Source organism: Paenibacillus sp. FSL W7-1332 (assembly GCF_037969785.1).
In the GTDB taxonomy this organism is placed as follows: domain Bacteria; phylum Bacillota; class Bacilli; order Paenibacillales; family Paenibacillaceae; genus Paenibacillus_AQ.
The window spans coordinates 6722501-6746285 of record NZ_CP150209.1 but is presented as its reverse complement, the minus strand read 5'-3'; the positions used below and the strand labels follow the sequence as shown (position 1 = coordinate 6746285).

Genomic DNA, 23785 nt, shown 5'->3' with positions numbered 1-23785 from the left:
TTCTGTATTCAGGAAGGAGGCTAACAAATGAGCGAAGAACGCAATGCTCGTAAAGTGCAAATTGGTAAAGTTGTCAGCGATAAAATGGATAAAACCATTGTTGTAGCTGTTGAAACTTATAAGAAGCATGACTTGTATCACAAACGCATTAAATACACGAAAAAATTTAAAGCGCATGATGAGAACAATCAAGCTCAAATCGGAGATACCGTTAAAATCATGGAAACTCGCCCTCTCTCCAAAGACAAGCGCTGGAGATTGGTAGAAGTGGTTGAAAAAGCGGTAATCATCTAAGATATGATCAGTTTTTGATGGAAGGAGGAAATTTAAATGATTCAACCATTTACACGTTTAGCTGTTGCTGACAACTCCGGTGCGAAGGAACTGATGTGTATCCGCGTATTGGGTGGTACTGGTCGTCGTACAGCTCAAATCGGTGATTTGATCGTATGTTCCGTCAAACAAGCAACACCAGGCGGCGTTGTCAAAAAGGGTGATGTAGTAAGAGCGGTAGTCGTTCGCACGAAACGTTCTGTACGTCGTAAAGACGGATCTTACATCTCATTTGACGAGAATGCAGCTGTTGTTGTTAAAGACGACAGAAGCCCACGCGGAACTCGTATTTTCGGACCAGTTGCTCGCGAACTTCGCGAAAGAGACTACATGAAAATCGTTTCCTTGGCTCCGGAAGTAATCTAATAACACCCCAAAAAGTGACGTAACTTTTCGGGAACCCGATAAATAGTTGAACTGGCTAGTCATAGGAGGTGTAACGAATGCCTAAAGTGAAAAAAGTTCTGGAATCCCATAGCAACAAACTGCACGTGAAAAAAGATGATACAGTTATCGTCATCAGCGGTAAAGACAAAGGCAAAAAAGGCCGTGTCATCGCAGCGTACCCTCGTGAAAATCGTGTTTTGGTTGAAGGTGTGAACATGATTAAGAAGCACCAGAAGCCAAACCAAATGAACCCACAAGGCGGTATCATCGAGAAGGAAGCTCCGATCCATGTATCGAACGTTATGCACGTTGATCCGAAGAGCGGAAAAGTAACCCGTATCGGTTACAAAGTACTGGACAACGGTAAAAAAGTTCGCGTAGCTAAAAGATCCGGAGAAGTTATCGATAAATAAGACGGTTTAGAAAGGAGGTCCTTGAATCATGGCAGCAAGAATGAAAGAACGTTTTTTGAACGAAGTAACTCCTGCTCTGATGCAGAAGTTTAGCTATAAGACAGTAATGCAGGTACCAAAAATCGAGAAGGTTGTCATCAACATGGGTGTAGGTGACGCTGTAGCTAACTCGAAGGTGCTTGATTCCGCTGTGAACGACATGCAGCTGATTGCTGGTCAAAAACCGGTTATCACCCGTGCGAAGAAATCCATCGCGGGATTCAAACTGCGTGAGAATATGCCTATCGGTGTGAAGGTAACACTGCGCGGTGAGCGTATGTACTACTTCCTCGACAAGCTGTTCAACGTTACACTTCCACGTGTACGTGACTTTCAAGGCGTGTCCACCAAAGCATTTGACGGACGCGGTAACTATACGCTCGGTCTGAAAGAGCAACTCATTTTCCCTGAAATTGAGTATGACAAAGTGGATAAAGTTCGCGGTATGGACATCGTTATCGTAACGACTGCTAAAACCGACGAAGAATCCCGTGAACTGCTTGCTCAACTGGGCATGCCTTTCGCGAAATAAGACGGTTGTCCTTTTCTCCGAAACTATTTAGGAGGTGTCAGGCTAAGTGGCAAAAACTTCGATGAAAGTTAAACAACAACGTACACCGAAATACAAAGTACGGGCATATACCCGTTGTGAACGTTGTGGTCGCCCACATTCGGTACTGCAGAAGTTTAAAATTTGCAGAATTTGTTTCCGTGAATTAGCTTATAAAGGCCAGATTCCTGGCGTGAAAAAAGCAAGCTGGTAAGAAGTTTATAAACGGGAAGGAGGTTTATCCTACATGACTATGTCCGATCCAATTGCAGATATGCTAACTCGTATTCGTAACGCGAACACGGTTCGCCACGAAACAGTAGAAATGCCTGCTTCGACGATTAAAAAACAAATCGCTGACATTTTGAAGCGTGAAGGCTTCATCCGTGATGCAGAGTTTGTGGAAGACAATAAACAAGGGATCATTCGTGTATTCCTGAAATATGGTTCCAACAACGAACGTGTAATCACAGGTCTGAAAAGAATCAGCAAACCAGGTCTTCGCGTTTACACGAAGAGCAACGAAGTACCTCGCGTACTTGGTGGTTTGGGTATTGCGATCATCTCCACGTCTAAGGGAGTTATGACCGACAAAGAAGCTCGTCAATCCAAAGCTGGCGGAGAAGTTCTCTGCTACGTATGGTAATCAACGTCACAAGATAGGAGGTGTAATGAATGTCCCGTATTGGTCGTAAACCAATTGCTATTCCAAACGGTGTGGAAGTCACACTGGATAACACTGTAATCACTGTTAAAGGACCTAAAGGTACCTTGACTCGTGAACTGCATAAAGACATGCAAATTACAGTAGAAAACAACGAGATCAATGTTGTTCGTCCTTCCGACAACAAAACACATCGCTCTCTTCACGGCACGACCCGCAGCGTTGTCTCGAATATGGTCAACGGTGTAACTGAAGGATTCTCGAAAAACCTTGAGTTGGTAGGTGTCGGATACCGTGCAAGCAAATCCGGAGATAAAATCGTTCTGAACGTGGGTTACTCCCACCCAGTTGAAATTACACCGGAGCCAGGTATCGAGTTCGACGTACCGGCAAACACAAAAATCACGGTTCGAGGTATCGATAAAGAGCGCGTAGGTGCATACGCTGCTAAGATTCGTTCCGTACGTGAGCCTGAGCCATACAAAGGTAAAGGTATTAAATACGAAGGTGAACGCATTATCCGTAAGGAAGGTAAAGCTGGTAAGAAGAAATAAGTTAGCTGACCGGGGATTCACCTGGTGGATAACTTACTTCTTCTCCCATACTTACCCGATGCGTCTAAAAGTGAAGCTCTTAAGGCAAAACTGAAGGGAGGAAATGGAAGCATGATCACGAAACAAGACAAGAACAAAGCTCGTCTGAAAAGACACCTGCGTGTCCGTAAGAAAATCCAAGGCACAGCAGAACGTCCACGTCTGAACGTGTTCCGTTCTTCGAAACACATCTATGCTCAATTGATCGACGACGTGGCTGGCGTGACTTTGGCATCAGCTTCTACGCTGGATAAAGAACTGGCTAACGACATCAAGAACGGCGGAAGCGTTGAATCCGCTCGTAAAGTCGGCGAACTCGTTGCAAAACGTGCTGCAGACAAAGGTTACAAAGTGATCGTATTCGATCGTGGTGGATACTTGTATCATGGACGTATTCAAGCACTTGCAGAGGCAGCTCGCGAGGCAGGCCTTGAATTCTAAGATATTTTCAAAAGGAGGTAAACGACTTGCGTGTAGATCCTAACACTTTAGAACTGACTGAAAGAGTAGTAAACATTAACCGCGTTGCTAAAGTTGTAAAAGGCGGACGTCGCTTTAGCTTTAGTGCACTGGTAGTTGTCGGTGATGGCAAAGGTTGGGTAGGAGCAGGTATCGGTAAAGCAGGCGAAGTACCGGATGCAATCCGCAAAGGTATTGAAGATGCTAAGAAAAACCTGATTCACATTCCACTTGTTGGAACAACTATTCCTCACCTCGTAACAGGTCACTTCGGAGCAGGCCGAGTATTGTTGAAGCCGGCATCTGAAGGTACTGGGGTTATCGCTGGCGGACCGGTTCGTGCAGTACTTGAACTGGCTGGCGTAGGCGACATTTTGACAAAATCTCTAGGTTCTTCGAACTCCATGAACATGGTCAATGCGACTTTGGAAGGGTTGTCCCGCCTGAAGCGTGTTGAAGATGTTGCCAAGCTTCGCGGCAAATCCGTCGAAGAGCTGTTGGGTTAAGGAGGGAATCTCATGGCTAAACTTGAAATCACCCTCGTACGCAGCGTGATTGGTCGTCCAGAGGATCAGCGTGCAACCGTGAAAACACTCGGACTTCGCAAAATCAACCATTCCGTGGTTCAAAGCGACAATGCTGCAATTCGCGGAATGATTAAGAAAGTAAATCACCTGGTTTCTGTTAAAGAAATCGAAGGTTAATCCCGGGCAGTTTATTCCCGGACATATTAAGGAGGTGCAACGAACGATGAAGTTACATGAGCTGAGCCCAGCACCTGGATCCCGCAAAGAGCGCAAGCGCGTTGGACGCGGTACTAGTAGCGGTACGGGTAAAACGTCGGGTCGCGGTCACAAAGGACAAAACTCTCGTTCCGGCGGTGGTGTACGTCCAGGCTTCGAAGGTGGACAGAACCCATTGTATCGTCGTCTTCCGAAGCGCGGTTTCGTAAACCCAACTCGGAAAGAGTACGCGATTGTGAACATCGAAGAACTTAACAGCTTTGCAGCAGGTACTGAAGTGACTCCAGAAGTTTTGGTTGAGAGCGGTATTGTTAACAATACAAAGAGCGGAATCAAAATTCTTGGCAACGGTGAAGTTACCGTTTCTTTGACTGTAAAAGCTAATAAGTTTTCTCAATCTGCGGTAGAGAAGATCGAGGCTGCCGGCGGTAAAACCGAGGTGATCTAATGTTTAAGACCCTGAAAAATATATGGCGTGTGGATGACCTTCGCAAGCGTATTTTGTTCACCTTATTCGTTCTGATCATCTTCCGTATTGGATCCTTTGTTCCGGTTCCCGGTGTTAACAAAGATGTTTTTACCCAGACGAATCAGGCAGGCAATGAGTTGTTCGGTCTTCTTAACACGTTCTCGGGGGGCGCACTATCGCAGTTTTCGATCTTCGCCCTTTCGATATTTCCATATATTACTGCGTCCATTATCGTACAGTTGTTGTCGATGGACGTCATTCCAAAGTTTGCGGAATGGAACAAACAAGGGGAACACGGGAAGAAACAGTTGGCTCAAATTACTCGTTATGGTACGGTAATATTGGGTTTGATCCAGGCATTCGCAATGTCCATCGGGTTTAACCGTATGTATGGCATGGATATGGTTCCTGGAGCAACGTTTATCGATTTTGTTGTTATTGCGATCGTGCTTACCGCAGGTACATCATTCCTGATGTGGCTCGGCGAACAGATTACGGAACGCGGAATCGGTAACGGTATTTCGATCATTATCTTTGCAGGTATCGCTGCTGGTATCCCGATGCACATTCGGACTACGATCGAATCGAACTTCATTCAGGATGGTCAAGTGTTCATGAACATTCTGAAGGGTGTCATCATCCTACTGATTTTGGTTCTGATCATTACCGGTGTTGTATTCATTCAGCAAGGTATCCGTAAAATTCCGGTTCAATACGCGAAGCGTGTTGTAGGAAACAAAATGTACGGCGGACAGAATACACACATTCCACTCAAGATTAACGGAGCAGGCGTTATTCCGGTAATCTTTGCGATGTCACTGCTGCAGTTCCCGGTTATCCTCGCTAGCTTCTGGGGACACCAGAATTGGGCGAAATGGGTTACGGCGAATCTGGCTTATGACAGCCCGCTTGGAATGGTACTGTATGTACTCATGATCATTGGTTTCACGTTCTTCTACACTTTCGTGCAGATGAATCCGAACCAAATGGCTGATAATATGAAGAAGAACGGCGGCTATGTACCGGGCATTCGTCCTGGTAAAGCTACCGAGAAGTATCTGACCCGGGTTATGACCCGTCTGACCATGACAGGAGCTCTGTTCCTGGCCGTGATCTCCGTACTTCCGGTGTTCTTTGGATCACTTGCAGGTCTTCCGCGTACGGTTCAGATTGGTGGTACGTCCCTCTTGATCGTGGTCGGTGTTGCACTGGATACGATGAAGCAGATCGAAAGCCAACTGATCAAACGTCATTACAAAGGTTTTATCAATAAATAGGCGATAGGTTCCGGCGAGTGGTCTGTATCGCTTCCCGGCGCCTATTGTGTTGTTCTTGCTAGTCAATCAAGGGGAGGGAGTGACGTAAGGTGAACATCTTATTCATGGGTCCTCCTGGGGCAGGAAAAGGGACGCAAGCAGAAAACATCGTGAATGAATTCGGTATTCCTCATATTTCAACAGGCGATGCATTTCGTCTCGCGATTAAACAAGGAACTCCCATCGGGATTAAAGCGAAGGAATTCATGGATCAGGGTCTGCTGGTACCGGATGACGTAACGATTGGTATTGTGGAAGAGCGTCTGCAGCAGTCCGATTGCGAAAAAGGTTTTTTATTGGACGGTTTTCCAAGAACCCTTTCGCAAGCGGAAGCGCTGAATGACATTCTCGCCCGCTTGAATACTGGTCTCGATCACGTCATCAACCTGAAAGTTGATCGGGAAAAGCTTCTGGCTCGCCTTACCGGCCGCCGGATTTGCAAAAACTGTGGTTCGACTTATCATGTGATCTTTAATCCTCCTAAACAGGAAGGCATTTGTGATAAATGCGGCGGCGAATTGTACCAGCGCTCCGATGATAACGAAGAGAGCGTCGGCATTCGTTTAGACGAATATATCAACAAAACAGCACCACTCCTCACGTTTTATGAGAACAAAGGTCTTTTGCGTCAAATCGATGGTGATCAGGAAATCGACGCGGTTTCAACACAAATTGCGTCTATACTGAGAGGTTAAGTATAATGATCATTTGTAAATCCGAAACGGAACTGAGCTTGATGAGAGAAGCAGGAAGGATCGTGGCGGAATGCCACAAACTCCTTGCCGCTCATGTAGAACCGGGCATTACGACCGGGGAACTTGACCTTATGGCCGACAAGTTCATTCGAAGCCAAGGCGCTGTGCCATCTTTTAAAGGCTACAACGGATTTCCTTCCAGCATTTGCGCATCAGTCAACGAAGAATTGGTGCATGGATTTCCAGGCAAACGCAAATTAATCGAGGGCGATATCGTTACGTTTGATATCGGTGCACAGTACCAGGGTTACCATGGTGACTCGGCATGGACCTACGCTGTAGGAGAGATTTCCGAAGAGGCCCAGCGTCTGCTGGACGTAACGGAAGGATCGCTCTATGCTGGACTTGCGCTAATCAAACCCGATGTCCGCTTGTTTACAATCTCTCATGCTATACAGCGTCATATCGAGGATGCAGGTTTCTCTGTCGTCCGGGAATACGTTGGTCATGGTGTGGGTACCGATCTGCATGAGGATCCGCAAATTCCGAACTATGGCATCCCTGATCGCGGACCAAGACTCAAACCGGGCATGGTGCTCGCGATTGAGCCGATGGTCAATGCGGGTAAGCGGAACGTCAAGACGCTGGAAGACAACTGGACGGTTGTAACGGTAGACGGCTCACTATGTGCTCACTTCGAGCATACGGTAGCAGTCACGCCGGATGGCATGGAAATTTTGACGAAGCTGCCGGAATAGGGTGATAACATGAATAATGAAATCACGCTTCAGCCCGGTCAGATTGTTAAGATACTAAAAGGCAGAGATGCCGGACAGTATGCCGTTATCGTTTCGATTGAGGACAGCAGGTTCGTGTGGATCGCGGATGGGGACAAACGCAAGTTTGACGGGGCCAAGAAGAAGAATGTTCTTCATCTTGAACCTCAATCCTACATTAGCAGTGAAGTGGTAAACAGTTTGCAAGAAAGCGGTCGGGTTACAAACGGTAAACTGCGTTTCGCACTGGACCGGTTTGTATCCGATAAATCCAAGGCAGATCAGAAAGGAGACTAACTGTGGCTAAAGAAGATGTCATTGAAGTCGAAGGAACGGTCATTGAGCCGTTGCCGAATGCTACCTTTAAAGTCGAGCTGGAGAATGGTCATCAAATTCTCGCTCATGTTTCCGGAAAGCTGCGGATGCACTTTATCCGTATCCTTACAGGAGACAAAGTGGTTGTTCAACTCTCGCCGTATGATTTAACCAAAGGTCGTATCACGTACCGTAAATAGATTCAAGGTTCCCCTGGGGAATTAAGGAAAGCTGCGAAGCGGTTTTACTGACGTAAAACTCAGCAGCGGTAACAAACTACTTTAGTTTCGAAGCTGGTTTTACAACGTAAAACTTGGAGGAGGTAATTAGCATGAAGGTAAGACCTTCTGTAAAGCCTATTTGCGAAAAATGCAAAGTCATTCGCCGCAAAGGGAACGTAATGGTTATCTGTGAAAATCCGAAACACAAACAAAAACAAGGTTAAAGAAGGGGGTGTAGCGTAAAATGGCTCGTATAGCTGGTGTGGATTTGCCACGTGACAAACGCGTTGAGATCGCCTTGACTTACATTTTCGGAATCGGTAAAACGACTTCCCAGAAAGTACTGAAAGAAACTGGAATCAATGCAGACACTCGTGTCCGTGATTTGACAGAAGATGAAGTCAGCAAATTGCGCGAAACGATCGATGGTATGGTTAAGGTAGAAGGTGACCTGCGTCGTGAAATTTCCTTAAATATTAAACGTCTCACGGAGATCGGCTGCTACCGCGGTATTCGTCACCGTCGTGGATTGCCTGTTCGTGGTCAACGTACTAAAACGAATGCTCGTACACGTAAAGGTCCTCGTCGTACCGTAGCGAACAAGAAGAAATAAGAAAGGGGGATAATAGACAATGGCTAAACCAAAAAAAGTCGTACGTACTAAACGTCGTGACCGCAAAAATATTGAAAGTGGCGTGGCTCATATCCGCTCCACATTCAACAATACAATCGTAACGATTACGGATCCTCACGGAAACGCGATTTCTTGGGCAAGCTCCGGCGGCCTTGGATTTAAAGGTTCCCGTAAGTCGACCCCGTTCGCTGCGCAAATGGCTGCTGAAACAGCTGCCAAAGCGGCTATGGAACACGGTATGAAAGCGGTGGAAGTAATGGTTAAAGGTCCTGGTGCTGGTCGTGAAGCAGCAATTCGTTCTCTGCAAGCAGCAGGTCTCGAAGTCAACCTGATCAAAGACGTTACACCAATTCCACATAACGGATGCCGCCCACCAAAACGTCGTCGCGTATAATGAAGTCATCCTGTTAATGTGGTATAAATCCGTTGCAATCTGCTAATAATGGTTGTTTAGGCATACTACTACATGGATTACTGGATAAGATGACAGTTTCATATAGGAGCGACGTTTGAAGGAGGGGTACTTGCGTGATTGAAATCGAAAAGCCGAAAATTGAGACCGTTGATGTCAATGAAGATGGAACCTATGGGAAATTCGTAGTTGAGCCTCTGGAGAGAGGGTATGGCACGACGCTGGGGAACTCGCTTCGCCGCATCTTGTTATCCTCACTACCGGGAGCTGCAGTCACATCGATTCAAATCGATGGCGTGCTGCATGAATTTTCCACGATTCCGGGTGTCATGGAAGACGTGACCGAGGTCATCCTGAACCTGAAAGCTTTGTCTCTGAAAATTCATTCCGATGAAGAGAAAGTGTTCGAGATTGATGCGGAGGGTGAAGGGGTTGTTACTGCTGGTGACATCCGTGCGGATAGTGATGTGGAGATTCTGAACCCAGATCTTCATATTGCAACGCTCGGCCCTGGTGCAAGACTTCATATGCGTATTTTTGCCAGTCGCGGTCGTGGCTATGTCCAGGCGGATCGGAACAAACGCGATGACCAGCCTATCGGCGTCATTCCCGTCGATTCGATCTATACTCCGATTAGCCGTGTTAACTACGGTGTGGAAAATACGCGTGTTGGTCAAGTAACCAACTACGATAAACTGACGCTTGAAATTTGGACGGATGGCAGCATCCGCCCGGAAGAAGCTGTTAGTCTCGGCGCGAAAATCTTGACTGAGCATCTGTTCCTCTTCGTAGGTCTGACCGACGAAGCGAAGGATGCTGAGATCATGGTTGAGAAAGAAGAAGACAAGAAAGAAAAAGTGCTTGAAATGACGATCGAAGAGCTGGATCTTTCCGTTCGTTCCTACAACTGCTTGAAACGTGCCGGCATTAATACGGTACAAGAGCTGACCACGAAAACCGAAGAGGATATGATGAAAGTCCGGAACCTCGGACGCAAATCCTTGGAGGAAGTACAAGAGAAGCTTGAGGAGTTGGGCCTGGGACTTCGTACGGAAGAATAGCATAGATTCGGCTTAGCTTAGCAAAGGAGGGAAAAACACATGGCATACCAAAAGTTGGGCCGCGATTCCAGTGCGCGTAAAGCGTTGTTCCGTGACCTGGTAACCGACCTTTTCTTATATGAGCGCATTCAAACGACTGAAGCCAAAGCGAAAGAAGTTCGTTCGATCGCTGAGAAGTTGATCACAAAAGCAAAAAAAGGTGATCTTCACGCTCGTCGTCAAGTAGCTGCATTCGTGCGTCGTGAAACAGTAGACGGTGAACAAGATGCAATCCAAAAATTGTTCTCCGAAATCGCTCCTCGTTACTCCGAGCGTCCAGGCGGATACACTCGTATCCTGAAACTGGGACCTCGTCGTGGTGACGCAGCTCCAATGGTTTACTTGGAACTGGTAGATCGCGCGTAATATAGCTTTGTTCCATTGAAGTGACTGTAGTTATGTATGCCCGGCTCTGTAGATGTTTATTCTTGGAGCCATGAACGGGAAGTGGTGCGAGATATAGTCGATCATCTGGTTCGACTCGTCTCGACTACTCCATGGGCAACAATAACGGGGACCTTCTAGTCATGTGGCTGACTCGAAGGGTTCGGCTTAACATGATGAAAAGGAGCTCCTATGGGGCTCTTTTTTTGATGGATGTAGAATGTATAAGTTATCAGCGAAGCTGATGACATTCTATAAGCGAAAGAAACTTCCGCTATACTCAGGAGGTCAGCAATGCGTAATCTTCTGATGAAGGTCAGTTACGATGGTACCGATTATAACGGCTTTCAGACCCAGCCCGGTGGCCACACGATTCAGGACTATTTGGAGGAAGCGATCCGCCGTTTGTCTGGTGAACAGCTCAAGATTACGGCTTCAGGCCGGACAGATGCTGGGGTGCATGCTCGTGCCCAAGTATTCAATTTCTACACAGCTTCTCCAATTCCCGTTGAGCGTTGGTGTATGGCATTAAACACCTGGCTGCCGGAAGATATCGTGGTTTCGGATGCGATGGAGGTACCCATGGAATTCCATTCCCGGCACGCAGCGAAACGCAAAACCTATCGTTTTACCATCAATGCTAACCAATATCCGGATCTATTCAATCGGCGGTACCAGATCCATCATCATGGGAAACTGGATATCGCAGCCATGGAGCAGGGACTTTCTCATCTGATCGGAACGCATGACTATACAACGTTTGCGTCACGGAAGTCAACGAAGCCGTCTCACGTTCGTACTATTTTTGATGCCTGGATCGAGAAGGATACGTCTATGTGCCGTCCCGGCACGAGAGATCAAGGAGTCATTCATACGTACGTATCCGGGAACGGGTTTCTGCAGCATATGGTTCGGATCATTATGGGGACGTTGATTGAGGTAGGAGAAGGCAAGCGCCATCCGGATGACATGTTGGTCATACTGGAAGCCAAAAACCGGGCAGCAGCCGGCCCGACAGCCATGGGCAAGGGCCTGATGTTATGGGAAGTGGAGTATGATATCGCCGGAAAGGACTAACCCAATGCCCGTTGATATCAGACCACGGATAAGGCGATCACATAAAGAAGAAGAAATCGCTTCTGGATGCGATGGGCGACTTGTTTGAATTACACGCATGGTGTAAGGTGGAAAACCAAAAAACACTTGCGGAAGTGGGCGTAATCCTGTATTATATAAGTTGTGTTTTCTTAACGGCTCTCCCACAGCCCCGGTTAAGAAAATGCCGAATGCAAAACTGCAACACCATGACAATGCTTTAAACATGAATGAAGATAAATAATGAAAATTAATGATGATTTTCGGACGAATACAAGGAGGAACTATACATGCGTACCACCTATATGGCGAAGCCAAATGAAGTTGAGCGCAAATGGTACATCGTTGATGCCGAAGGCAAGACGCTTGGCCGTTTGGCAAGTGAAGTTGCGGCTCTGATCCGCGGCAAACATAAGCCTCAATTCACTCCACATGTTGACACAGGGGATTTCGTGGTTGTTATCAACGCCGAGAAAATCCACCTCACTGGCAAAAAGATGGAGAACAAAAAATACTATCGTCACTCCCTGCATCCAGGTGGATTGAAAGTAACTACAGCTCAAGACCTGATTGCGAAATACCCAGAGCGTGTAATCGAAAGCGCGGTTCACGGCATGCTTCCTAAAACTCGCATGGGCGAGAAAATGAAGCTGAGACTGAAAGCATATGCAGGCACAGCACATCCACATGAAGCACAAAAACCAGAAGCTTACGAACTTCGCGGTTAATTATAAAGGAGGACAGTTTCATGGCACAAGTACAATACTATGGGACAGGTCGTCGTAAACACTCGGTAGCACGTGTACGCCTCGTACCGGGTGAAGGACGCATTGTCATCAATAAACGTGATATTAATGAATACTTCGGTTTGGAAACACTCAAGCTGATCGTTAAACAACCTTTGAATCTGACAGAAACACTGGGCAAATATGACGTGCTTGTCATCGCTCACGGTGGCGGCATCTCCGGTCAAGCTGGAGCAATCCGTCACGGTATCTCCCGTGCTCTTCTGAAAGCAGATCCAGAATTCCGTCCTTCTCTGAAAAGAGCTGGATTCCTGACTCGCGACCCTCGTATGAAAGAGCGTAAGAAATACGGTCTTAAAGCAGCTCGTCGCGCGCCTCAGTTCTCCAAACGTTAATATTTGCGACTTACCAAGCCCTTGGCCATTATGGTCAAGGGCTTTTTTATGTTTAGAGAAAGCGGTTGTCCACAAAGATATTCACAGGATGGACAATTCACTCCGATTTCGTTGGCCAAATCTAGAACCGGTTGTTCACATGATGTGCACAACCTGCGAATAGATGGATGTAGATAGGGATGATCTTACATCGTTAACCACTTGACTTGATATGTAAATAGAGATATATTATTAATTGCGAATTAATTAAGCACTTAAATAATTAATATTTAATCATTAATTAAATAAGTAATTTTCGGACCAGAGAAGGGGGGGATATGGTTGGATCGCAATGAAGAGATTTTCAAGGTGTCGTCGATGTTCCGGGCACTGCTGAAGAACATTCATCAGGAATGGAACAAGTCGAGCGCCGGGAAGTACAACTTAAGCTTTCCACAATTTCAGGTGCTGTATGTATTAAAGCTGCGAGGGCCACTGAAGGTATCGGAGCTTGCCGAAGCTTTGTCTTTAACACCGCCGGCTATAACCGGTCTAACGGATAAATTGGTTGCGGAAGGATACTTGCAAAAAGAGCGTGCAGAGGATGACCGGAGAGTTGTCAACATCACACTCTTGGAACCGGGTCTAGATGTAATTAGGAAAGTGAAGAAGGATCAGAAGGAAATGATTCAGGGGTTTTTCAATTTTCTCTCTGAGGAAGACATTCAGCATTTGAGAAGAATCTTCTCCTTGATGCTGTCAAACATAGATAAAGACAATCACAACAACGGGTAGAGGTGGAGCATGGAGCATTTAACGCTTAAACGTAAAGTTTCAATTATGATTGCGATCATGGCTGCGATGTTCTTCGCAGCCATTAACCAGACGATAACGAGCACCGCAATGCCGCGGATTATCGCCATTCTTGATGGCATGGATTATTATACATGGACCATCAATATTTATTTGTTAACATCAACGATCGCAACGATATTGGTAGGTAAGCTGTCCGACATGTTCGGGCGTAAGCCGTTTATTTTGATAGGTATATTATTTTTTATGTTAGGGGCTTTCCTGACGGGTACATCAACAGACGTGTATCAATTCATTATTTATCGCGGTATTCAAGGTATAGGTGCCGGTATTATTCAATCAACCGCATTTATGTCGGTCGGGGACTTATTTCCACCGCGCGAACGTGGCAAATGGATGGGTCTGATGACCGCGGTATTCGGTTTTTCCAGTGTACTTGGCCCTACGCTTGGCGGATATCTGGTCGATAACATCGAATGGCGTTGGTTATTCTGGATCTTCCTGCCGCTGGGTGTAGTAGCCTTTATCATGATTTGGACGTTGTTTCCGAAGGTTGAACGCAAGCCTGGCCAGTCCATTGACTATTTGGGTTCCTTATTCCTTACAACGTCCATCGTTCCTTTACTGCTGGCCTTTTCTTGGGCTGGTACGGAATATGCTTGGGGATCACCGCAGATTATTGGTCTCATCGCAGCTTCAGTCGTATCGGCTTTTATCTTTATCTTGGTAGAGATGAAGGCGAAGGAGCCGGTATTGCCACTTAGTTTGTTCAAAAATAGTGTCGTTACGGTTTCTAATCTGATTGGATTTTTTATGAACTTTGGTCTGATGGGTGCCATGATTTATATTTCCTTCTATGTTCAAGGTGTGCTTGGCATCTCACCAACCTATGCCGGTTATGTAACCATCCCGATGTCGATTTTCATGATGGGTACGAGTGCTATAGCAGGTCAACTCATTGCTAAAAGCGGTAAGTACAAACGGTACGCACTTCTTGGAGTTCCCATTATGATGGTCGGTATGGGCATTATGGTGTTCATGGACAACATTTGGCTTACGGTAGTTAGTACCATTATTTTTGGTATCGGTCTTGGTTTGGGTATGCCGGTATTCTCGCTGGCTACGCAGAATGCGGTACCCCACAATGAACTCGGTGTAGCAACGGCATCATCCCAGTTGTTCCGTAATCTCGGCGGCACAATCGGGATCGCGGTTATGGGAACGGTTATGTCGAATAATCTGACGAAGAATTTGAAGGAAGCACTTCAGTCGACGAATGCACCGGATTTTAGCACGGTGGATCCACAGCTGGCACAGCAGATGTTGTCCTTCGCTAATCCGCAGACACTGATGAATAAACCGCTGATCGAACAAACGCAGGCAAGTCTTCCTGCCGATGTACAGCCTTTGTTCGCGCAAATGATCGACAGTATCCGCGATGCACTTGGAAATACATTGTCCATGGTGTTCCTCACAGGTACGTTAGTCCTCGTAGTCGCGCTGCTGCTTGTGTTCTTCTTAAAGGAGATTCCGCTGCGAACGACGAATCAGGCATCCGCTCCCAAATCCGACGACTCGGAAGGGAAGAGTGCCGGCGCAGGTACTAGAGCTAAAGAGGTATCGGTGGCAACAACAGACTAAGATTGGTATTTGTCAAAATGTTTGGAAATCGAAGAGAAAGGAGACCCTTTCTGCTTATGCAGGAAGGGTTTTTTCGTTTATCATGGTAACGATTTGATGTTGACATTTATTAGGAATGTTTTATACTGTACTTAATTCATATTATTTCAGTAGGATTATCGGGATTAATATTGGGGGAGGCATCCAATCATGAATTTGCTGGAGAAAGAGGATTTGATTCGAGTGCAAGCAGAAGAGCTTGAGCATGCATCGGCTGAGGAAGTCATCGCATATGCGATCAAGACATTTCCCAATATAACGTTTGCTTGCAGCTTTGGAGCAGAAGATGTGGTATTGGTGGACATGATTCAAAAGATTAGCCCGTCGACGGATATTTTTTATCTGGATACCGATTTTCACTTCAAGGAAACGTACGAAACGCGGGATCGTATGGCCGAACGTTATGGCCTGGAATTCGTGCGGGTCTCTCCGCTCATTACGCCGGAAGAGCAAGCGGCACAGTATGGTGAAGCATTATGGAGCGTCAGCCCGAATGAGTGCTGCAACATCCGAAAGGTAGAGCCATTGACCCGGATTCTGTCTCAGTATGAGGCTTGGATTACAGGGATACGAAGAGATCAAGCCCCTACCCGGGCGAATTCGAAGAAGATTGAATATGATACCAAGTTCGGTTTGGTGAAGTTCAATCCGATCGCGGCATGGACTAGCGAGGATGTGTGGAACTATATCCGAACTAATGAGATCATCTACAACCCGCTGCATGATCAGAATTATCCGAGCATTGGCTGCGAATATTGCACACGACAGGTCATGCCAGGAGAAGACCCACGTGCTGGACGCTGGTCAGGTCATGAGAAGACGGAATGCGGACTTCATAAATAAACGACTCATGATGTACTTAGGATCGTACAGTTACAGCATAAGAAGGAGGAATTATTCATGACAGCCATACTCCCTCATGGCGGTACGCTGGTACAGCGGGTAGCCCAAGGAGCAGAGCGTGAAGATTTATTGAAACAGGTCGACACTCTTCATAAGATCCCCGTAAACGCTTGGAGCATCTCGGATCTGGATTTGATCGGGGTCGGGGCATTTTCGCCACTGCAAGGATTTTTGAACGAGCAGGATTACAAGTCTGTGGTTTCCTCTATGCGTTTAGCGGACGGTACGGTCTGGAGCATACCGGTTACCCTGGCTGTTGATGAGCATACAGCGGCTAAACTTGCCGTCGGCGAGAAGGCGGCCCTTGTAGGCGAAGAAGATGGGGTCGTCTACGGCGTTATCGATGTAGAGAGCGTCTATCAGGTGGATCAGCAAGCTGAGGCTGTTCAAGTATTTAAGACGGATGATCCGGAGCATCCCGGCGTGAAGAAACTTTTCGAACGTCCTTCAATCTATGTAGGCGGGCCGATCCAAGTGCTGAATCGTCCGCAGCCGGAACGGTTTGGCGAGTTTTATTTTGATCCGGCAGAGACCCGGGAACAGTTCAAAGCGAAGGGCTGGAATACAGTTGTAGGCTTTCAGACACGTAATCCGGTTCACCGTGCACATGAATACATTCAGAAGAGTGCCATGGAAATCGTAGACGCACTATTCCTCAATCCGCTTGTAGGAGAGACCAAATCGGATGACGTTCCTGCCAATGTGCGAATGAAGAGCTATCTGACCTTGCTGGAGAACTACTATCCAGCGGATCGCACCTTCCTGGGCGTATTTCCGGCTGCCATGCGTTATGCGGGGCCTAGAGAAGCTATATTCCATGCAATGGTCCGTAAAAACTATGGCTGTACCCATTTTATCGTTGGCCGGGATCACGCAGGAGTCGGTGACTATTACGGCACGTATGAGGCTCAGGAAATTTTCAAGAATTTCACTGCAGAAGAGTTGGGTATTACCCCGCTGTTCTTTGAGCACAGCTTCTTCTGCACCACCTGCGGAAACATGGCTTCAAGCAAAACATGCCCTCATCCTAAGGAGGCTCATCTGACCTTGTCGGGAACGAAGGTTCGTGGCTTGCTTCGCGAAGGACAGTGCCCGCCACCGGAATTTACGCGCCCTGAAGTCGCGCAAGTGTTAATCGAAGGCATGAAAGAGCAGATTACGGTCTAACCAAGGCATAAATAGCCACCTTGTCCCATATGATGGAGTAGAACAACTCATGGGACGAGGTGGTTTTGTTATGTCCAGGCGGAGATCGGACAAGGTTACGGTATGGATATCGCTAAAGAGAGTCAAGCAAACCCTGATTGGAGCTGCGCTGCTGGCACTGCTCATTGTCGTTGTAACATACGAAATCCCCTCTGCCAAAACGTCGAATACCTGGAGTTTGCCGCTTGCCGGCAAAGTCATTGCCCTTGATGCAGGACATGGCGGGCCAGATGGGGGGGCGGTAAGCCGACAAGGCGTCATCGAGAAGGATGTAAACCTGGCCATCACCTTGTATTTGCGTGATTATTTACAGCAGGCAGGCGCACTCGTCATTATGACAAGAGAAGGAGACTATGACCTGGCTGCAGAAAGCACAAAGGGGTATTCCAAGCGTAAAACGGAAGACCTCAAGCAACGCGTTCGGATGATCGAGGAGAGTAAGGCGGATCTGTTTATCAGCATGCATCTGAACAGCATTCCGTCCAATCGGTGGAGAGGGGCGCAGACCTTTTTCCCTCCAAATAACGGGGAAAGTCAAAAACTCGCTGAATTGATTCAGGCAGAAATACGGCATAACCTGGAGAATACGCAGCGTTTGGCCAAAACGGATGATAAGATATTTTTGCTTCAAGCTCTGCGCATGCCTTCTGCCTTGGTAGAGGTCGGTTTCTTGTCCCATCCGGAGGAATCCGAATTGCTGCGTGATGAGAAATACCAGAGAAAGGTCGCAGCCTCTGTGTATAATGGCATTTTGCGATATACGTCCGGAGAGTCCGCCAGCGAGTCGTCACAAGCTGCAGAGTAATGGTATAATGGACAGGAATATCGAAACATTGTCTATTCCATTACATAGAGCAGAGGTGCTTATATGCTGACTAGAGAAACGGTACAGGAGATACTCCAGCCTTTACGCGATCCCGAAACCGGGAAGAGCCTAATGGAGCTCCAGCGTATTCGAGATATTGTTGTGAAGGAACGCACGGTCCGATTATCCGTGACTTACAGCAGTGAAGATGTACGCGCTTCCTTGGAGGCGCAGATCAGAGAAATTCTTGAAGCTATGGGGGCAGAGGATATACATATCCGCATGCGCCCTCTGGACAATGCCGTTAGCGGAGCAGCCCGGGAGGAAGATAACGATCGCGAGAAGCTGACAAAAGGACATGCCGCCGGCATGGAGCAGAATATGCTTCTTAGCGAGCAATCCGGCGTTCATTTCATTGCGATTGCAAGCGGCAAAGGCGGCGTGGGTAAATCCACCGTTACGGTGAATTTAGCTGCAGCTTTGGCTCGGCAAGGCAAGAAGGTAGGCTTGATTGATGCCGATATTTATGGCTTCAGCGTACCGGATATGATGGGCATTGAAGAGGGGCCGTCCGTAACTGAGGAGGGTGTCATCCATCCGGTTGAGCGTTTTGGTGTCAAGGTGATGTCCATGGGCTTCTTCATCCGCGAGAATAGTCCGGTGATTTGGCGCGGACCGATGCTTGGCAAAATGCTGCGTCAATTTTTCACGGATGTCGCTTGGGGGGATTTGGACTACATGCTGCTGGACCTGCCGCCAGGGACAGGGGACGTGGCGCTGGACGTGCATCAGATGATTCCGCAGAGCAAAGAGATCATCGTAACCACCCCGCATGCTACGGCGGCGTTTGTAGCTGCCAGAGCGGGTGCCATGGCCCTGCAGACCGATCATGAAATCTTAGGCGTCGTCGAGAACATGTCTTATTATGTCTGCTCCCATGGCGGGGAGAAGGATTATGTATTTGGTCGTGGAGGCGGAGGGAAGCTTGCCGAAACGCTTCATACCGAGCTGCTCGCGCAGCTTCCGTTGGGAGCGCCTGATAACCACCCTTCAGAGCCGGACTTCTCCCCGTCGGTGTATAAGGCAGGTACCGAGAGCGCAGGGATCTACGATGAAATCGCCGCAAGGATTGCAGGCAAGCTTGAGGAATTCATCTAGATGGTCAATAAGCATATAATGAAACAGGCTCCCTAGTTAGGGAGCCTGTTAATGTTTATGGGAGAGATGGGGAAGTGCTGCTTAACTGCCGCCGCCTTCACCGCCGCCTTCTTCTCCTTCGCCGCCGCCTTCACCGCCACCTTCACCACCGCCGCCGCCGCCGCCTTGCTCTTCTTGTCCTTGTCCTTCTTTTTTCTTCTCCACTTTAGGCTGAAGTTCGTCTTTTACAACCGTTTTAAGCAGTTCCAGCACCTCCATGCGGAACAGCGGGTTCTGCATAGCTTCCTGCATCACGGTCATGGACTGTTTGCGATAATCCGGGGTATTGGTCAGTTCAAGAAACGATTTCATCACGTCCGGAGATTTTAACATATCTTGAATCGCTTTTTGATAGGTTGGGTCTTTGATGAGCTGCATATGCAGCTGCTTGCTCTCGGAATTGATGGCTTTGGCAAAATCACCCGCGAATTGCGGATCGGTCATAATCTTCTCAATTTCCTTCTTATATTCCTCCGATACCAGTGTATCCTTAACGGCCATGCGAATTTGATCCCCGGACTGGGCGGACATCATCCGCATCCCCATGGATCCGCCGCTTCCGGAGGAACCGCCAGATCCACCGCCCAGCGCTTCCTCTACCGCTTTTTTACCTTCGTCGGTTTTCAGAATGTCGACCACCATGGACTTGATTTCTTTATATCCGAGCTGCGGGGACGAGCTTTGTTCTGCACCACAAGCGGTAAGCACCACGGCAGCAACGAAGACGATAATACATAAACGAAATAACGGCCACTTCATTACCGTTGTCCTCCTTTTTAAGATCATTGAATTTATAAGCGAAGCCGAACAAATTCGATAATCGCAAGAAAAACATCCGCAGCATTATAGGTAGGTCCTCTGGTGAAGTACGCTCGATCGATGTTTTTCTTACGGTTCTTCGCATAGTATGTGATGGATTTGCAGAAATATGTCGGATTCAGAATGGTTTTTTATTGTGAACGTTGGTAAAATAATGATCTGTGGGGGTGGAAGTTAGTTGAGCTTACGAAAGTGGTCTAAATTGTTTTTGAAAACGCTGCTCGTCGGGGCAGTGGCGGCATTAATTGTAGGTTTGATCCTGCAGTTGTTTAATGGCGCGATCGAATTTACGGGAATGGCCGATTTATTGATATACCCGCTGATTTTGTTGGGCTCGGGGGCACTGGTGAGCGTATACTCCCAGATGGGCTTTTTTGCGTACCTGACTTTAAATTATATGGGGATAGGCATATTCCGCCGAAAGACTTGGCAGTACATTCAGATTGTGTTGGCTGTTCTAGCATTGCTGGAGCTAATGTTCTTCCGTACCTTTGTCGGCGGATCCACTAGCCTGCAGCAGGATTTGATTTTAGGTATTTCCATTTTGGTTATTGCCGTTGTTGTTGCTTATCTCAAAGTGAAGAGCACAAATGCTAATGCATGGATTCCGACCCTCTTCTTCATGATGGCGATTTCCATTGTGGAGATTATCGGTGTACTGCAAATTGGAGTCAGCAACGCCACGATCTTTATGGTGGTACCATTGCTAATCTGTAATGCATACCAAATTCTGACGCTTCATAAAGTTACACAAGACGAAAAAAAGAGCTAACACCTTAGCTCTTTTTTTGTTAAACATTATTCAATTACAGGATTCAATTACAGGGTCCTCTCGAGCGTTTAAAGTCCGCCTGCATCCTCGATGCTCTTCTGCAATGAAGCGTGATCACGAACCTCGGTGCCTTGGGCGCTGCCCTGTTGAAGCAGATCGGTTACCGTAACGAACTCGTAGCCTTTATTACGCAGTTCCTTGATGATGAGAGGGAGAGCTTCATGTGTTTGCTTCACGGAGTCGCTGGCATGCATCAGCACGATGTCTCCCGGATGTGCTTTGGAGACGACGCGGTCCACAATTTTGTCGACGCCGATATTCTTCCAGTCCCTGGAGTCGGTATCCCACTGGATCACCGTGTAGTTAAGGCTCTGGGCTATGCCGAGCACTCTTTTGTCAAAATCCCCGTTAGGCATTCGTATTAATTTGGGTTCTTGTCCGGTCATTGCGGTTAAAATAGTATGTGCCGAAGAAATCTGCTTGCGTATTTCCTCATCGGTGAGCGTGCTGTAATTATCGTGCTTGAAGCCGTGGCTCCCGATTTCATATCCGCTTTCCTTAATGGCATTCACGATATCGGGATGTGTTTTGCTCCATGGCGCAGACAGGAAGAAGGTTGCTTTTTGAACTCCATTGTCTTTTAAGGCCTGTAAAATAGGCTCTGCGCGTTTTTCGCCCCAGCTGATGTCAAACGTTAAAGCGATCTGTTTCTTATCCGTAGACACGCTGTAAATCGCTGACGGGTTGTTCTCGGAGAAGACCGAGATGTTGTCACTCTCCACATAAATAACGCCGATTGCAAAGATCGCCGCGGCAAGGACGAAGAAAAACCGCTTAATCTTTCTGCCGTTGAATACATAAAAAGAATTCATAATACGTGCGCCCCTCTCCCTTCAGTGTGCAATAGCTTGTTTACTTTCAACATATGCTCGTACTTGCGAGTTATACCAATTTAGGAGGTAGCGAATGTTACGTTTTAGCATTTTTCTCAGAGATTTAAGATCGATCCGGAAGGCATTGCTCTTGGCAGCGGTCTTATTTATCGCCGGAATCGTGGCGGGAGCAAGTTCAGAGGGGTTCGAGCAATTCCTTCTAGGTCAGCTTCAAGGATTAGGGGAGATTAGCCAGCAGCTCGGTTCCTCCGATCATCCCGAATGGAATTTCTTTGTCTTTATCTTTCTTAACAACAGCATTAAGAGCGTGCTGGTCATGTTCTCAGGCTTGCTGCTCGGCGTAATACCGTTCTTCTTCCTGGTCATTAATGGCATGGTGATAGGTTTCTTGCTGAAGGTTGTGGGGGAGAGCGGAGAGAGTCTGTTTGATCTGATTGTGAAAGGGCTGCTGCCACATGGGATCATTGAGATACCGGTCATTGTGATTGCCTGCGGGTATGGCCTGGCTTTTGGCGGGCTGGTATTGAGAAGTATTGTGGCAACAGGGGAGCGCAGAAGCGGGATAGGCGCGGAGTGGCGCGGGTTTTGGCGCAAGCTGGGTACTGCATCCTTATGGGTTGTCGTGCTGCTGCTCATTGCGGCAGTGATCGAAAGTACAATTACGTTGTGGCTGATGTCATAATTTTCCCTGAAATTGTGCATACCTAATAAAGCAGCTTAGCAGAGTAAAGAGAGAGCTGCGTGGACAGGACGTTCATCATAATGTGCAGACAGCATTCATTCGGTTTAGAGATTCCGCCAATACGGTTAATCACCAATACATAGGCAAGAGCAGCTTTAATCCGATTGAAGTGACGTTACATGTTCACTTAACTATACAAGGAGGTCCTATCATGCTGGGAATGCTATTCAATGAAAAAGAGTGCAAAGAGCTTGATTATGTACTGCGAAAAGAACTGGATGAGATGCTGCTGGATTTGAGCGACCAACGATTGGACCAAAACATCAGGCAGGCTATTGCTAACCGATATAAAACGGTGTTCCGCATGTATGCCCGGTTTGCACCGCAGAAGGAACTCTCCAAATATGCACGTAACGGGAAGTTTCCGCAAATCAAACATTAATTTTACGAAAAAGTGTTGACTAACCGGCTAAGTATATGGTAAATTAATTTTCGCTTCCTTTTCGAAGGTGATGCCGCCAACCGGCGGCCATCAAACTTCAAAACCAACTTCAAAAAACTTTTTAAAAAAAGTACTTGCAAAGTTGATAGGAAGTATGATATATTATAAAAGTCGCCGCTGAGATGCGGATGACAAACAAGAAACACAGATTGATCTTTGAAAACTGAACAACGAGTGAGTAAAACGAACCACTTTGGTGGGACGTTGAAATAGAGAATTGAACAAATTCTCGTCAGTTAAGAAATGAGCAAGTCAAACATAGGATGGAACACCTCATCACCTTCGGGTATGAGATTCCTTCCGATCCTTATTGGAGAGTTTGATCCTGGCTCAGGACGAACGCTGGCGGCGTGCCTAATACATGCAAGTCGAGCGGACTTGATGGAGTGCTTGCACTCCTGATGGTTAGCGGCGGACGGGTGAGTAACACGTAGGCAACCTGCCCTCAAGACTGGGATAACTACCGGAAACGGTAGCTAATACCGGATAATTTATTTCACAGCATTGTGGAATAATGAAAGACGGAGCAATCTGTCACTTGGGGATGGGCCTGCGGCGCATTAGCTAGTTGGTGGGGTAACGGCCCACCAAGGCGACGATGCGTAGCCGACCTGAGAGGGTGAACGGCCACACTGGGACTGAGACACGGCCCAGACTCCTACGGGAGGCAGCAGTAGGGAATCTTCCGCAATGGGCGAAAGCCTGACGGAGCAACGCCGCGTGAGTGATGAAGGTTTTCGGATCGTAAAGCTCTGTTGCCAAGGAAGAACGTCTTCTAGAGTAACTGCTAGGAGA

Annotated in this window: 35 protein-coding genes and 1 rRNA gene (1 of these 36 only partly in view); 34 read left to right on the top strand and 2 right to left on the bottom strand. The window is 47.3% G+C overall.

The genetic code is table 11. The features are described 5' to 3' along the window. Positions 1 to 27 precede the first annotated feature (27 nt). The 30 genes from rpsQ (at position 28) to MKX98_RS30640 (ending at position 19283) form a co-directional block, all read left to right on the top strand. Positions 28 to 294 carry a 30S ribosomal protein S17 gene (gene rpsQ / locus MKX98_RS30785; protein WP_009589223.1) on the top strand — a complete coding sequence of 89 codons (267 nt, stop codon included), beginning with the start codon at positions 28 to 30 and terminating at the stop codon, positions 292 to 294. 36 nt (positions 295 to 330) lie between these two features. Continuing rightward, the gene (gene rplN / locus MKX98_RS30780; protein WP_006212911.1) at positions 331 to 699 is read left to right on the top strand and encodes a 50S ribosomal protein L14; all 369 of its coding nucleotides are present in this window, start codon (positions 331 to 333) and stop codon (positions 697 to 699) included. A 77-nt stretch (positions 700 to 776) separates the two neighbouring features. Further along, entirely contained in the window at positions 777 to 1133 is a 357-nt protein-coding gene (rplX, locus tag MKX98_RS30775) for a 50S ribosomal protein L24 (RefSeq protein ID WP_006212910.1), read from the top strand. A gap of 28 nt (positions 1134 to 1161) precedes the next feature. Continuing rightward, on the top strand, positions 1162 to 1704 hold the full coding sequence (gene rplE / locus MKX98_RS30770; protein WP_007132558.1) for a 50S ribosomal protein L5: 543 nt from the start codon (positions 1162 to 1164) through the stop codon (positions 1702 to 1704). Between the two features lie 46 nt (positions 1705 to 1750). Next, positions 1751 to 1936, top strand: coding sequence for a type Z 30S ribosomal protein S14 (locus tag MKX98_RS30765; RefSeq protein ID WP_074961883.1), 186 nt, complete (start codon positions 1751 to 1753; stop codon positions 1934 to 1936). Positions 1937 to 1969: 33 nt separating this feature from the next. Beyond that, on the top strand, positions 1970 to 2368 hold the full coding sequence (gene rpsH, locus MKX98_RS30760) for a 30S ribosomal protein S8 (protein ID WP_006212908.1): 399 nt from the start codon (positions 1970 to 1972) through the stop codon (positions 2366 to 2368). Between the two features lie 29 nt (positions 2369 to 2397). Next, positions 2398 to 2940, top strand: coding sequence for a 50S ribosomal protein L6 (gene rplF / locus MKX98_RS30755; protein ID WP_071221018.1), 543 nt, complete (start codon positions 2398 to 2400; stop codon positions 2938 to 2940). A 111-nt stretch (positions 2941 to 3051) separates the two neighbouring features. Then, positions 3052 to 3420: a 50S ribosomal protein L18 gene (rplR, locus tag MKX98_RS30750; protein ID WP_071221017.1), complete on the top strand. Its 369-nt coding sequence runs from the start codon at positions 3052 to 3054 to the stop codon at positions 3418 to 3420. A gap of 26 nt (positions 3421 to 3446) precedes the next feature. Continuing rightward, positions 3447 to 3944 (top strand): 30S ribosomal protein S5, encoded by a 498-nt coding sequence (gene rpsE, locus MKX98_RS30745; RefSeq protein WP_009589212.1) that lies wholly within the window; start codon positions 3447 to 3449, stop codon positions 3942 to 3944. A gap of 12 nt (positions 3945 to 3956) precedes the next feature. Continuing rightward, the gene (gene rpmD / locus MKX98_RS30740; protein ID WP_006212904.1) at positions 3957 to 4142 is read left to right on the top strand and encodes a 50S ribosomal protein L30; all 186 of its coding nucleotides are present in this window, start codon (positions 3957 to 3959) and stop codon (positions 4140 to 4142) included. Positions 4143 to 4188: 46 nt separating this feature from the next. Continuing rightward, positions 4189 to 4629 (top strand): 50S ribosomal protein L15, encoded by a 441-nt coding sequence (rplO, locus tag MKX98_RS30735; RefSeq protein WP_006212903.1) that lies wholly within the window; start codon positions 4189 to 4191, stop codon positions 4627 to 4629. Then, entirely contained in the window at positions 4629 to 5927 is a 1299-nt protein-coding gene (gene secY / locus MKX98_RS30730) for a preprotein translocase subunit SecY (protein ID WP_194544703.1), read from the top strand. Before rplO ends, secY begins: the two co-directional genes overlap by 1 nt. A gap of 89 nt (positions 5928 to 6016) precedes the next feature. Next, a complete protein-coding gene (locus tag MKX98_RS30725; protein WP_339220148.1) occupies positions 6017 to 6661 on the top strand; it encodes an adenylate kinase in 645 nt (214 codons plus the stop codon). A 5-nt stretch (positions 6662 to 6666) separates the two neighbouring features. Then, positions 6667 to 7419: a type I methionyl aminopeptidase gene (gene map, locus MKX98_RS30720; RefSeq protein WP_006212900.1), complete on the top strand. Its 753-nt coding sequence runs from the start codon at positions 6667 to 6669 to the stop codon at positions 7417 to 7419. Between the two features lie 9 nt (positions 7420 to 7428). Next, the gene (locus tag MKX98_RS30715) at positions 7429 to 7734 is read left to right on the top strand and encodes a KOW domain-containing RNA-binding protein (protein ID WP_194544701.1); all 306 of its coding nucleotides are present in this window, start codon (positions 7429 to 7431) and stop codon (positions 7732 to 7734) included. Positions 7735 to 7736: 2 nt separating this feature from the next. Beyond that, entirely contained in the window at positions 7737 to 7952 is a 216-nt protein-coding gene (gene infA / locus MKX98_RS30710) for a translation initiation factor IF-1 (protein WP_006212898.1), read from the top strand. A 131-nt stretch (positions 7953 to 8083) separates the two neighbouring features. Further along, complete coding sequence (gene rpmJ, locus MKX98_RS30705) at positions 8084 to 8197, top strand: 50S ribosomal protein L36 (protein WP_003333770.1); 114 nt, start codon at positions 8084 to 8086, stop codon at positions 8195 to 8197. 20 nt (positions 8198 to 8217) lie between these two features. After that, positions 8218 to 8586, top strand: coding sequence for a 30S ribosomal protein S13 (rpsM, locus tag MKX98_RS30700; RefSeq protein ID WP_006212897.1), 369 nt, complete (start codon positions 8218 to 8220; stop codon positions 8584 to 8586). Between the two features lie 19 nt (positions 8587 to 8605). Continuing rightward, entirely contained in the window at positions 8606 to 9001 is a 396-nt protein-coding gene (gene rpsK / locus MKX98_RS30695; protein WP_009589209.1) for a 30S ribosomal protein S11, read from the top strand. A 134-nt stretch (positions 9002 to 9135) separates the two neighbouring features. Next, positions 9136 to 10080, top strand: coding sequence for a DNA-directed RNA polymerase subunit alpha (locus MKX98_RS30690; RefSeq protein WP_071221012.1), 945 nt, complete (start codon positions 9136 to 9138; stop codon positions 10078 to 10080). Positions 10081 to 10119: 39 nt separating this feature from the next. Continuing rightward, on the top strand, positions 10120 to 10485 hold the full coding sequence (gene rplQ, locus MKX98_RS30685; protein ID WP_071221011.1) for a 50S ribosomal protein L17: 366 nt from the start codon (positions 10120 to 10122) through the stop codon (positions 10483 to 10485). A gap of 312 nt (positions 10486 to 10797) precedes the next feature. After that, entirely contained in the window at positions 10798 to 11580 is a 783-nt protein-coding gene (gene truA, locus MKX98_RS30680; RefSeq protein WP_194544699.1) for a tRNA pseudouridine(38-40) synthase TruA, read from the top strand. A 308-nt stretch (positions 11581 to 11888) separates the two neighbouring features. Beyond that, positions 11889 to 12326 (top strand): 50S ribosomal protein L13, encoded by a 438-nt coding sequence (gene rplM, locus MKX98_RS30675; RefSeq protein WP_071221009.1) that lies wholly within the window; start codon positions 11889 to 11891, stop codon positions 12324 to 12326. A gap of 20 nt (positions 12327 to 12346) precedes the next feature. Continuing rightward, a complete protein-coding gene (rpsI, locus tag MKX98_RS30670) occupies positions 12347 to 12739 on the top strand; it encodes a 30S ribosomal protein S9 (protein ID WP_006212891.1) in 393 nt (130 codons plus the stop codon). Between the two features lie 321 nt (positions 12740 to 13060). Then, positions 13061 to 13513: a MarR family transcriptional regulator gene (locus MKX98_RS30665; protein ID WP_071221008.1), complete on the top strand. Its 453-nt coding sequence runs from the start codon at positions 13061 to 13063 to the stop codon at positions 13511 to 13513. 9 nt (positions 13514 to 13522) lie between these two features. Further along, positions 13523 to 15172, top strand: coding sequence for an MDR family MFS transporter (locus MKX98_RS30660; protein WP_339220143.1), 1650 nt, complete (start codon positions 13523 to 13525; stop codon positions 15170 to 15172). Positions 15173 to 15361: 189 nt separating this feature from the next. Next, positions 15362 to 16054: a phosphoadenylyl-sulfate reductase gene (locus MKX98_RS30655; protein WP_194544697.1), complete on the top strand. Its 693-nt coding sequence runs from the start codon at positions 15362 to 15364 to the stop codon at positions 16052 to 16054. A 57-nt stretch (positions 16055 to 16111) separates the two neighbouring features. Beyond that, complete coding sequence (gene sat / locus MKX98_RS30650; RefSeq protein WP_220683769.1) at positions 16112 to 17281, top strand: sulfate adenylyltransferase; 1170 nt, start codon at positions 16112 to 16114, stop codon at positions 17279 to 17281. Positions 17282 to 17351: 70 nt separating this feature from the next. Then, a complete protein-coding gene (gene cwlD / locus MKX98_RS30645) occupies positions 17352 to 18125 on the top strand; it encodes an N-acetylmuramoyl-L-alanine amidase CwlD (protein WP_194544695.1) in 774 nt (257 codons plus the stop codon). A 63-nt stretch (positions 18126 to 18188) separates the two neighbouring features. Continuing rightward, positions 18189 to 19283, top strand: a complete 1095-nt coding sequence (locus tag MKX98_RS30640; RefSeq protein ID WP_339220139.1) for an Mrp/NBP35 family ATP-binding protein — start codon at positions 18189 to 18191, stop codon at positions 19281 to 19283. Between the two features lie 81 nt (positions 19284 to 19364). Here MKX98_RS30640 and gerD read toward each other — a convergent pair whose 3' ends face one another. Next, positions 19365 to 20081, bottom strand: a complete 717-nt coding sequence (gerD, locus tag MKX98_RS30635; protein ID WP_339220137.1) for a spore germination lipoprotein GerD — start codon at positions 20079 to 20081, stop codon at positions 19365 to 19367. A gap of 238 nt (positions 20082 to 20319) precedes the next feature. On the opposite strand from gerD, the gene MKX98_RS30630 reads away from it, so the two are divergent. Then, complete coding sequence (locus MKX98_RS30630; protein WP_076326206.1) at positions 20320 to 20913, top strand: KinB-signaling pathway activation protein; 594 nt, start codon at positions 20320 to 20322, stop codon at positions 20911 to 20913. A 68-nt stretch (positions 20914 to 20981) separates the two neighbouring features. Here MKX98_RS30630 and pdaB read toward each other — a convergent pair whose 3' ends face one another. Beyond that, complete coding sequence (gene pdaB, locus MKX98_RS30625) at positions 20982 to 21785, bottom strand: polysaccharide deacetylase family sporulation protein PdaB (protein WP_071221000.1); 804 nt, start codon at positions 21783 to 21785, stop codon at positions 20982 to 20984. 94 nt (positions 21786 to 21879) lie between these two features. On the opposite strand from pdaB, the gene MKX98_RS30620 reads away from it, so the two are divergent. The 3 genes from MKX98_RS30620 to MKX98_RS30610 form a co-directional block, all read left to right on the top strand. After that, the gene (locus MKX98_RS30620; protein ID WP_194544692.1) at positions 21880 to 22488 is read left to right on the top strand and encodes a stage II sporulation protein M; all 609 of its coding nucleotides are present in this window, start codon (positions 21880 to 21882) and stop codon (positions 22486 to 22488) included. 211 nt (positions 22489 to 22699) lie between these two features. Further along, positions 22700 to 22930, top strand: coding sequence for a hypothetical protein (locus MKX98_RS30615; protein ID WP_009592811.1), 231 nt, complete (start codon positions 22700 to 22702; stop codon positions 22928 to 22930). A gap of 367 nt (positions 22931 to 23297) precedes the next feature. After that, positions 23298 to 23785, top strand: a 16S ribosomal RNA gene (locus MKX98_RS30610); it runs 1068 nt beyond the window's last position.

Excerpts from the sequence above, each read along its gene's own strand:
- rpmJ (WP_003333770.1), top strand. The coding sequence starts at position 8,084 with ATGAAGGTAAGACCTTCTGTAAAGCCTATTTGCGAAAAATGCAAAGTC.
- rpsK (WP_009589209.1), top strand. The coding sequence starts at position 8,606 with ATGGCTAAACCAAAAAAAGTCGTACGTACTAAACGTCGTGACCGCAAA.
- rplE (WP_007132558.1), top strand. The coding sequence starts at position 1,162 with ATGGCAGCAAGAATGAAAGAACGTTTTTTGAACGAAGTAACTCCTGCT.
- rplM (WP_071221009.1), top strand. The coding sequence starts at position 11,889 with ATGCGTACCACCTATATGGCGAAGCCAAATGAAGTTGAGCGCAAATGG.
- map (WP_006212900.1), top strand. The coding sequence starts at position 6,667 with ATGATCATTTGTAAATCCGAAACGGAACTGAGCTTGATGAGAGAAGCA.
- cwlD (WP_194544695.1), top strand. The coding sequence starts at position 17,352 with ATGTCCAGGCGGAGATCGGACAAGGTTACGGTATGGATATCGCTAAAG.
- MKX98_RS30615 (WP_009592811.1), top strand. The coding sequence starts at position 22,700 with ATGCTGGGAATGCTATTCAATGAAAAAGAGTGCAAAGAGCTTGATTAT.
- rplO (WP_006212903.1), top strand. The coding sequence starts at position 4,189 with ATGAAGTTACATGAGCTGAGCCCAGCACCTGGATCCCGCAAAGAGCGC.
- sat (WP_220683769.1), top strand. The coding sequence starts at position 16,112 with ATGACAGCCATACTCCCTCATGGCGGTACGCTGGTACAGCGGGTAGCC.
- rpsH (WP_006212908.1), top strand. The coding sequence starts at position 1,970 with ATGACTATGTCCGATCCAATTGCAGATATGCTAACTCGTATTCGTAAC.
- rpmD (WP_006212904.1), top strand. The coding sequence starts at position 3,957 with ATGGCTAAACTTGAAATCACCCTCGTACGCAGCGTGATTGGTCGTCCA.
- rplR (WP_071221017.1), top strand. The coding sequence starts at position 3,052 with ATGATCACGAAACAAGACAAGAACAAAGCTCGTCTGAAAAGACACCTG.
- MKX98_RS30660 (WP_339220143.1), top strand. The coding sequence starts at position 13,523 with ATGGAGCATTTAACGCTTAAACGTAAAGTTTCAATTATGATTGCGATC.
- truA (WP_194544699.1), top strand. The coding sequence starts at position 10,798 with ATGCGTAATCTTCTGATGAAGGTCAGTTACGATGGTACCGATTATAAC.
- MKX98_RS30655 (WP_194544697.1), top strand. The coding sequence starts at position 15,362 with ATGAATTTGCTGGAGAAAGAGGATTTGATTCGAGTGCAAGCAGAAGAG.
- MKX98_RS30620 (WP_194544692.1), top strand. The coding sequence starts at position 21,880 with ATGTTACGTTTTAGCATTTTTCTCAGAGATTTAAGATCGATCCGGAAG.
- pdaB (WP_071221000.1), bottom strand. The coding sequence starts at position 21,785 with ATGAATTCTTTTTATGTATTCAACGGCAGAAAGATTAAGCGGTTTTTC.
- rplN (WP_006212911.1), top strand. The coding sequence starts at position 331 with ATGATTCAACCATTTACACGTTTAGCTGTTGCTGACAACTCCGGTGCG.
- MKX98_RS30715 (WP_194544701.1), top strand. The coding sequence starts at position 7,429 with ATGAATAATGAAATCACGCTTCAGCCCGGTCAGATTGTTAAGATACTA.
- rpsQ (WP_009589223.1), top strand. The coding sequence starts at position 28 with ATGAGCGAAGAACGCAATGCTCGTAAAGTGCAAATTGGTAAAGTTGTC.
- rplF (WP_071221018.1), top strand. The coding sequence starts at position 2,398 with ATGTCCCGTATTGGTCGTAAACCAATTGCTATTCCAAACGGTGTGGAA.
- secY (WP_194544703.1), top strand. The coding sequence starts at position 4,629 with ATGTTTAAGACCCTGAAAAATATATGGCGTGTGGATGACCTTCGCAAG.
- rplQ (WP_071221011.1), top strand. The coding sequence starts at position 10,120 with ATGGCATACCAAAAGTTGGGCCGCGATTCCAGTGCGCGTAAAGCGTTG.
- rpsM (WP_006212897.1), top strand. The coding sequence starts at position 8,218 with ATGGCTCGTATAGCTGGTGTGGATTTGCCACGTGACAAACGCGTTGAG.
- rpsI (WP_006212891.1), top strand. The coding sequence starts at position 12,347 with ATGGCACAAGTACAATACTATGGGACAGGTCGTCGTAAACACTCGGTA.
- rplX (WP_006212910.1), top strand. The coding sequence starts at position 777 with ATGCCTAAAGTGAAAAAAGTTCTGGAATCCCATAGCAACAAACTGCAC.
- gerD (WP_339220137.1), bottom strand. The coding sequence starts at position 20,081 with ATGAAGTGGCCGTTATTTCGTTTATGTATTATCGTCTTCGTTGCTGCC.
- MKX98_RS30640 (WP_339220139.1), top strand. The coding sequence starts at position 18,189 with ATGCTGACTAGAGAAACGGTACAGGAGATACTCCAGCCTTTACGCGAT.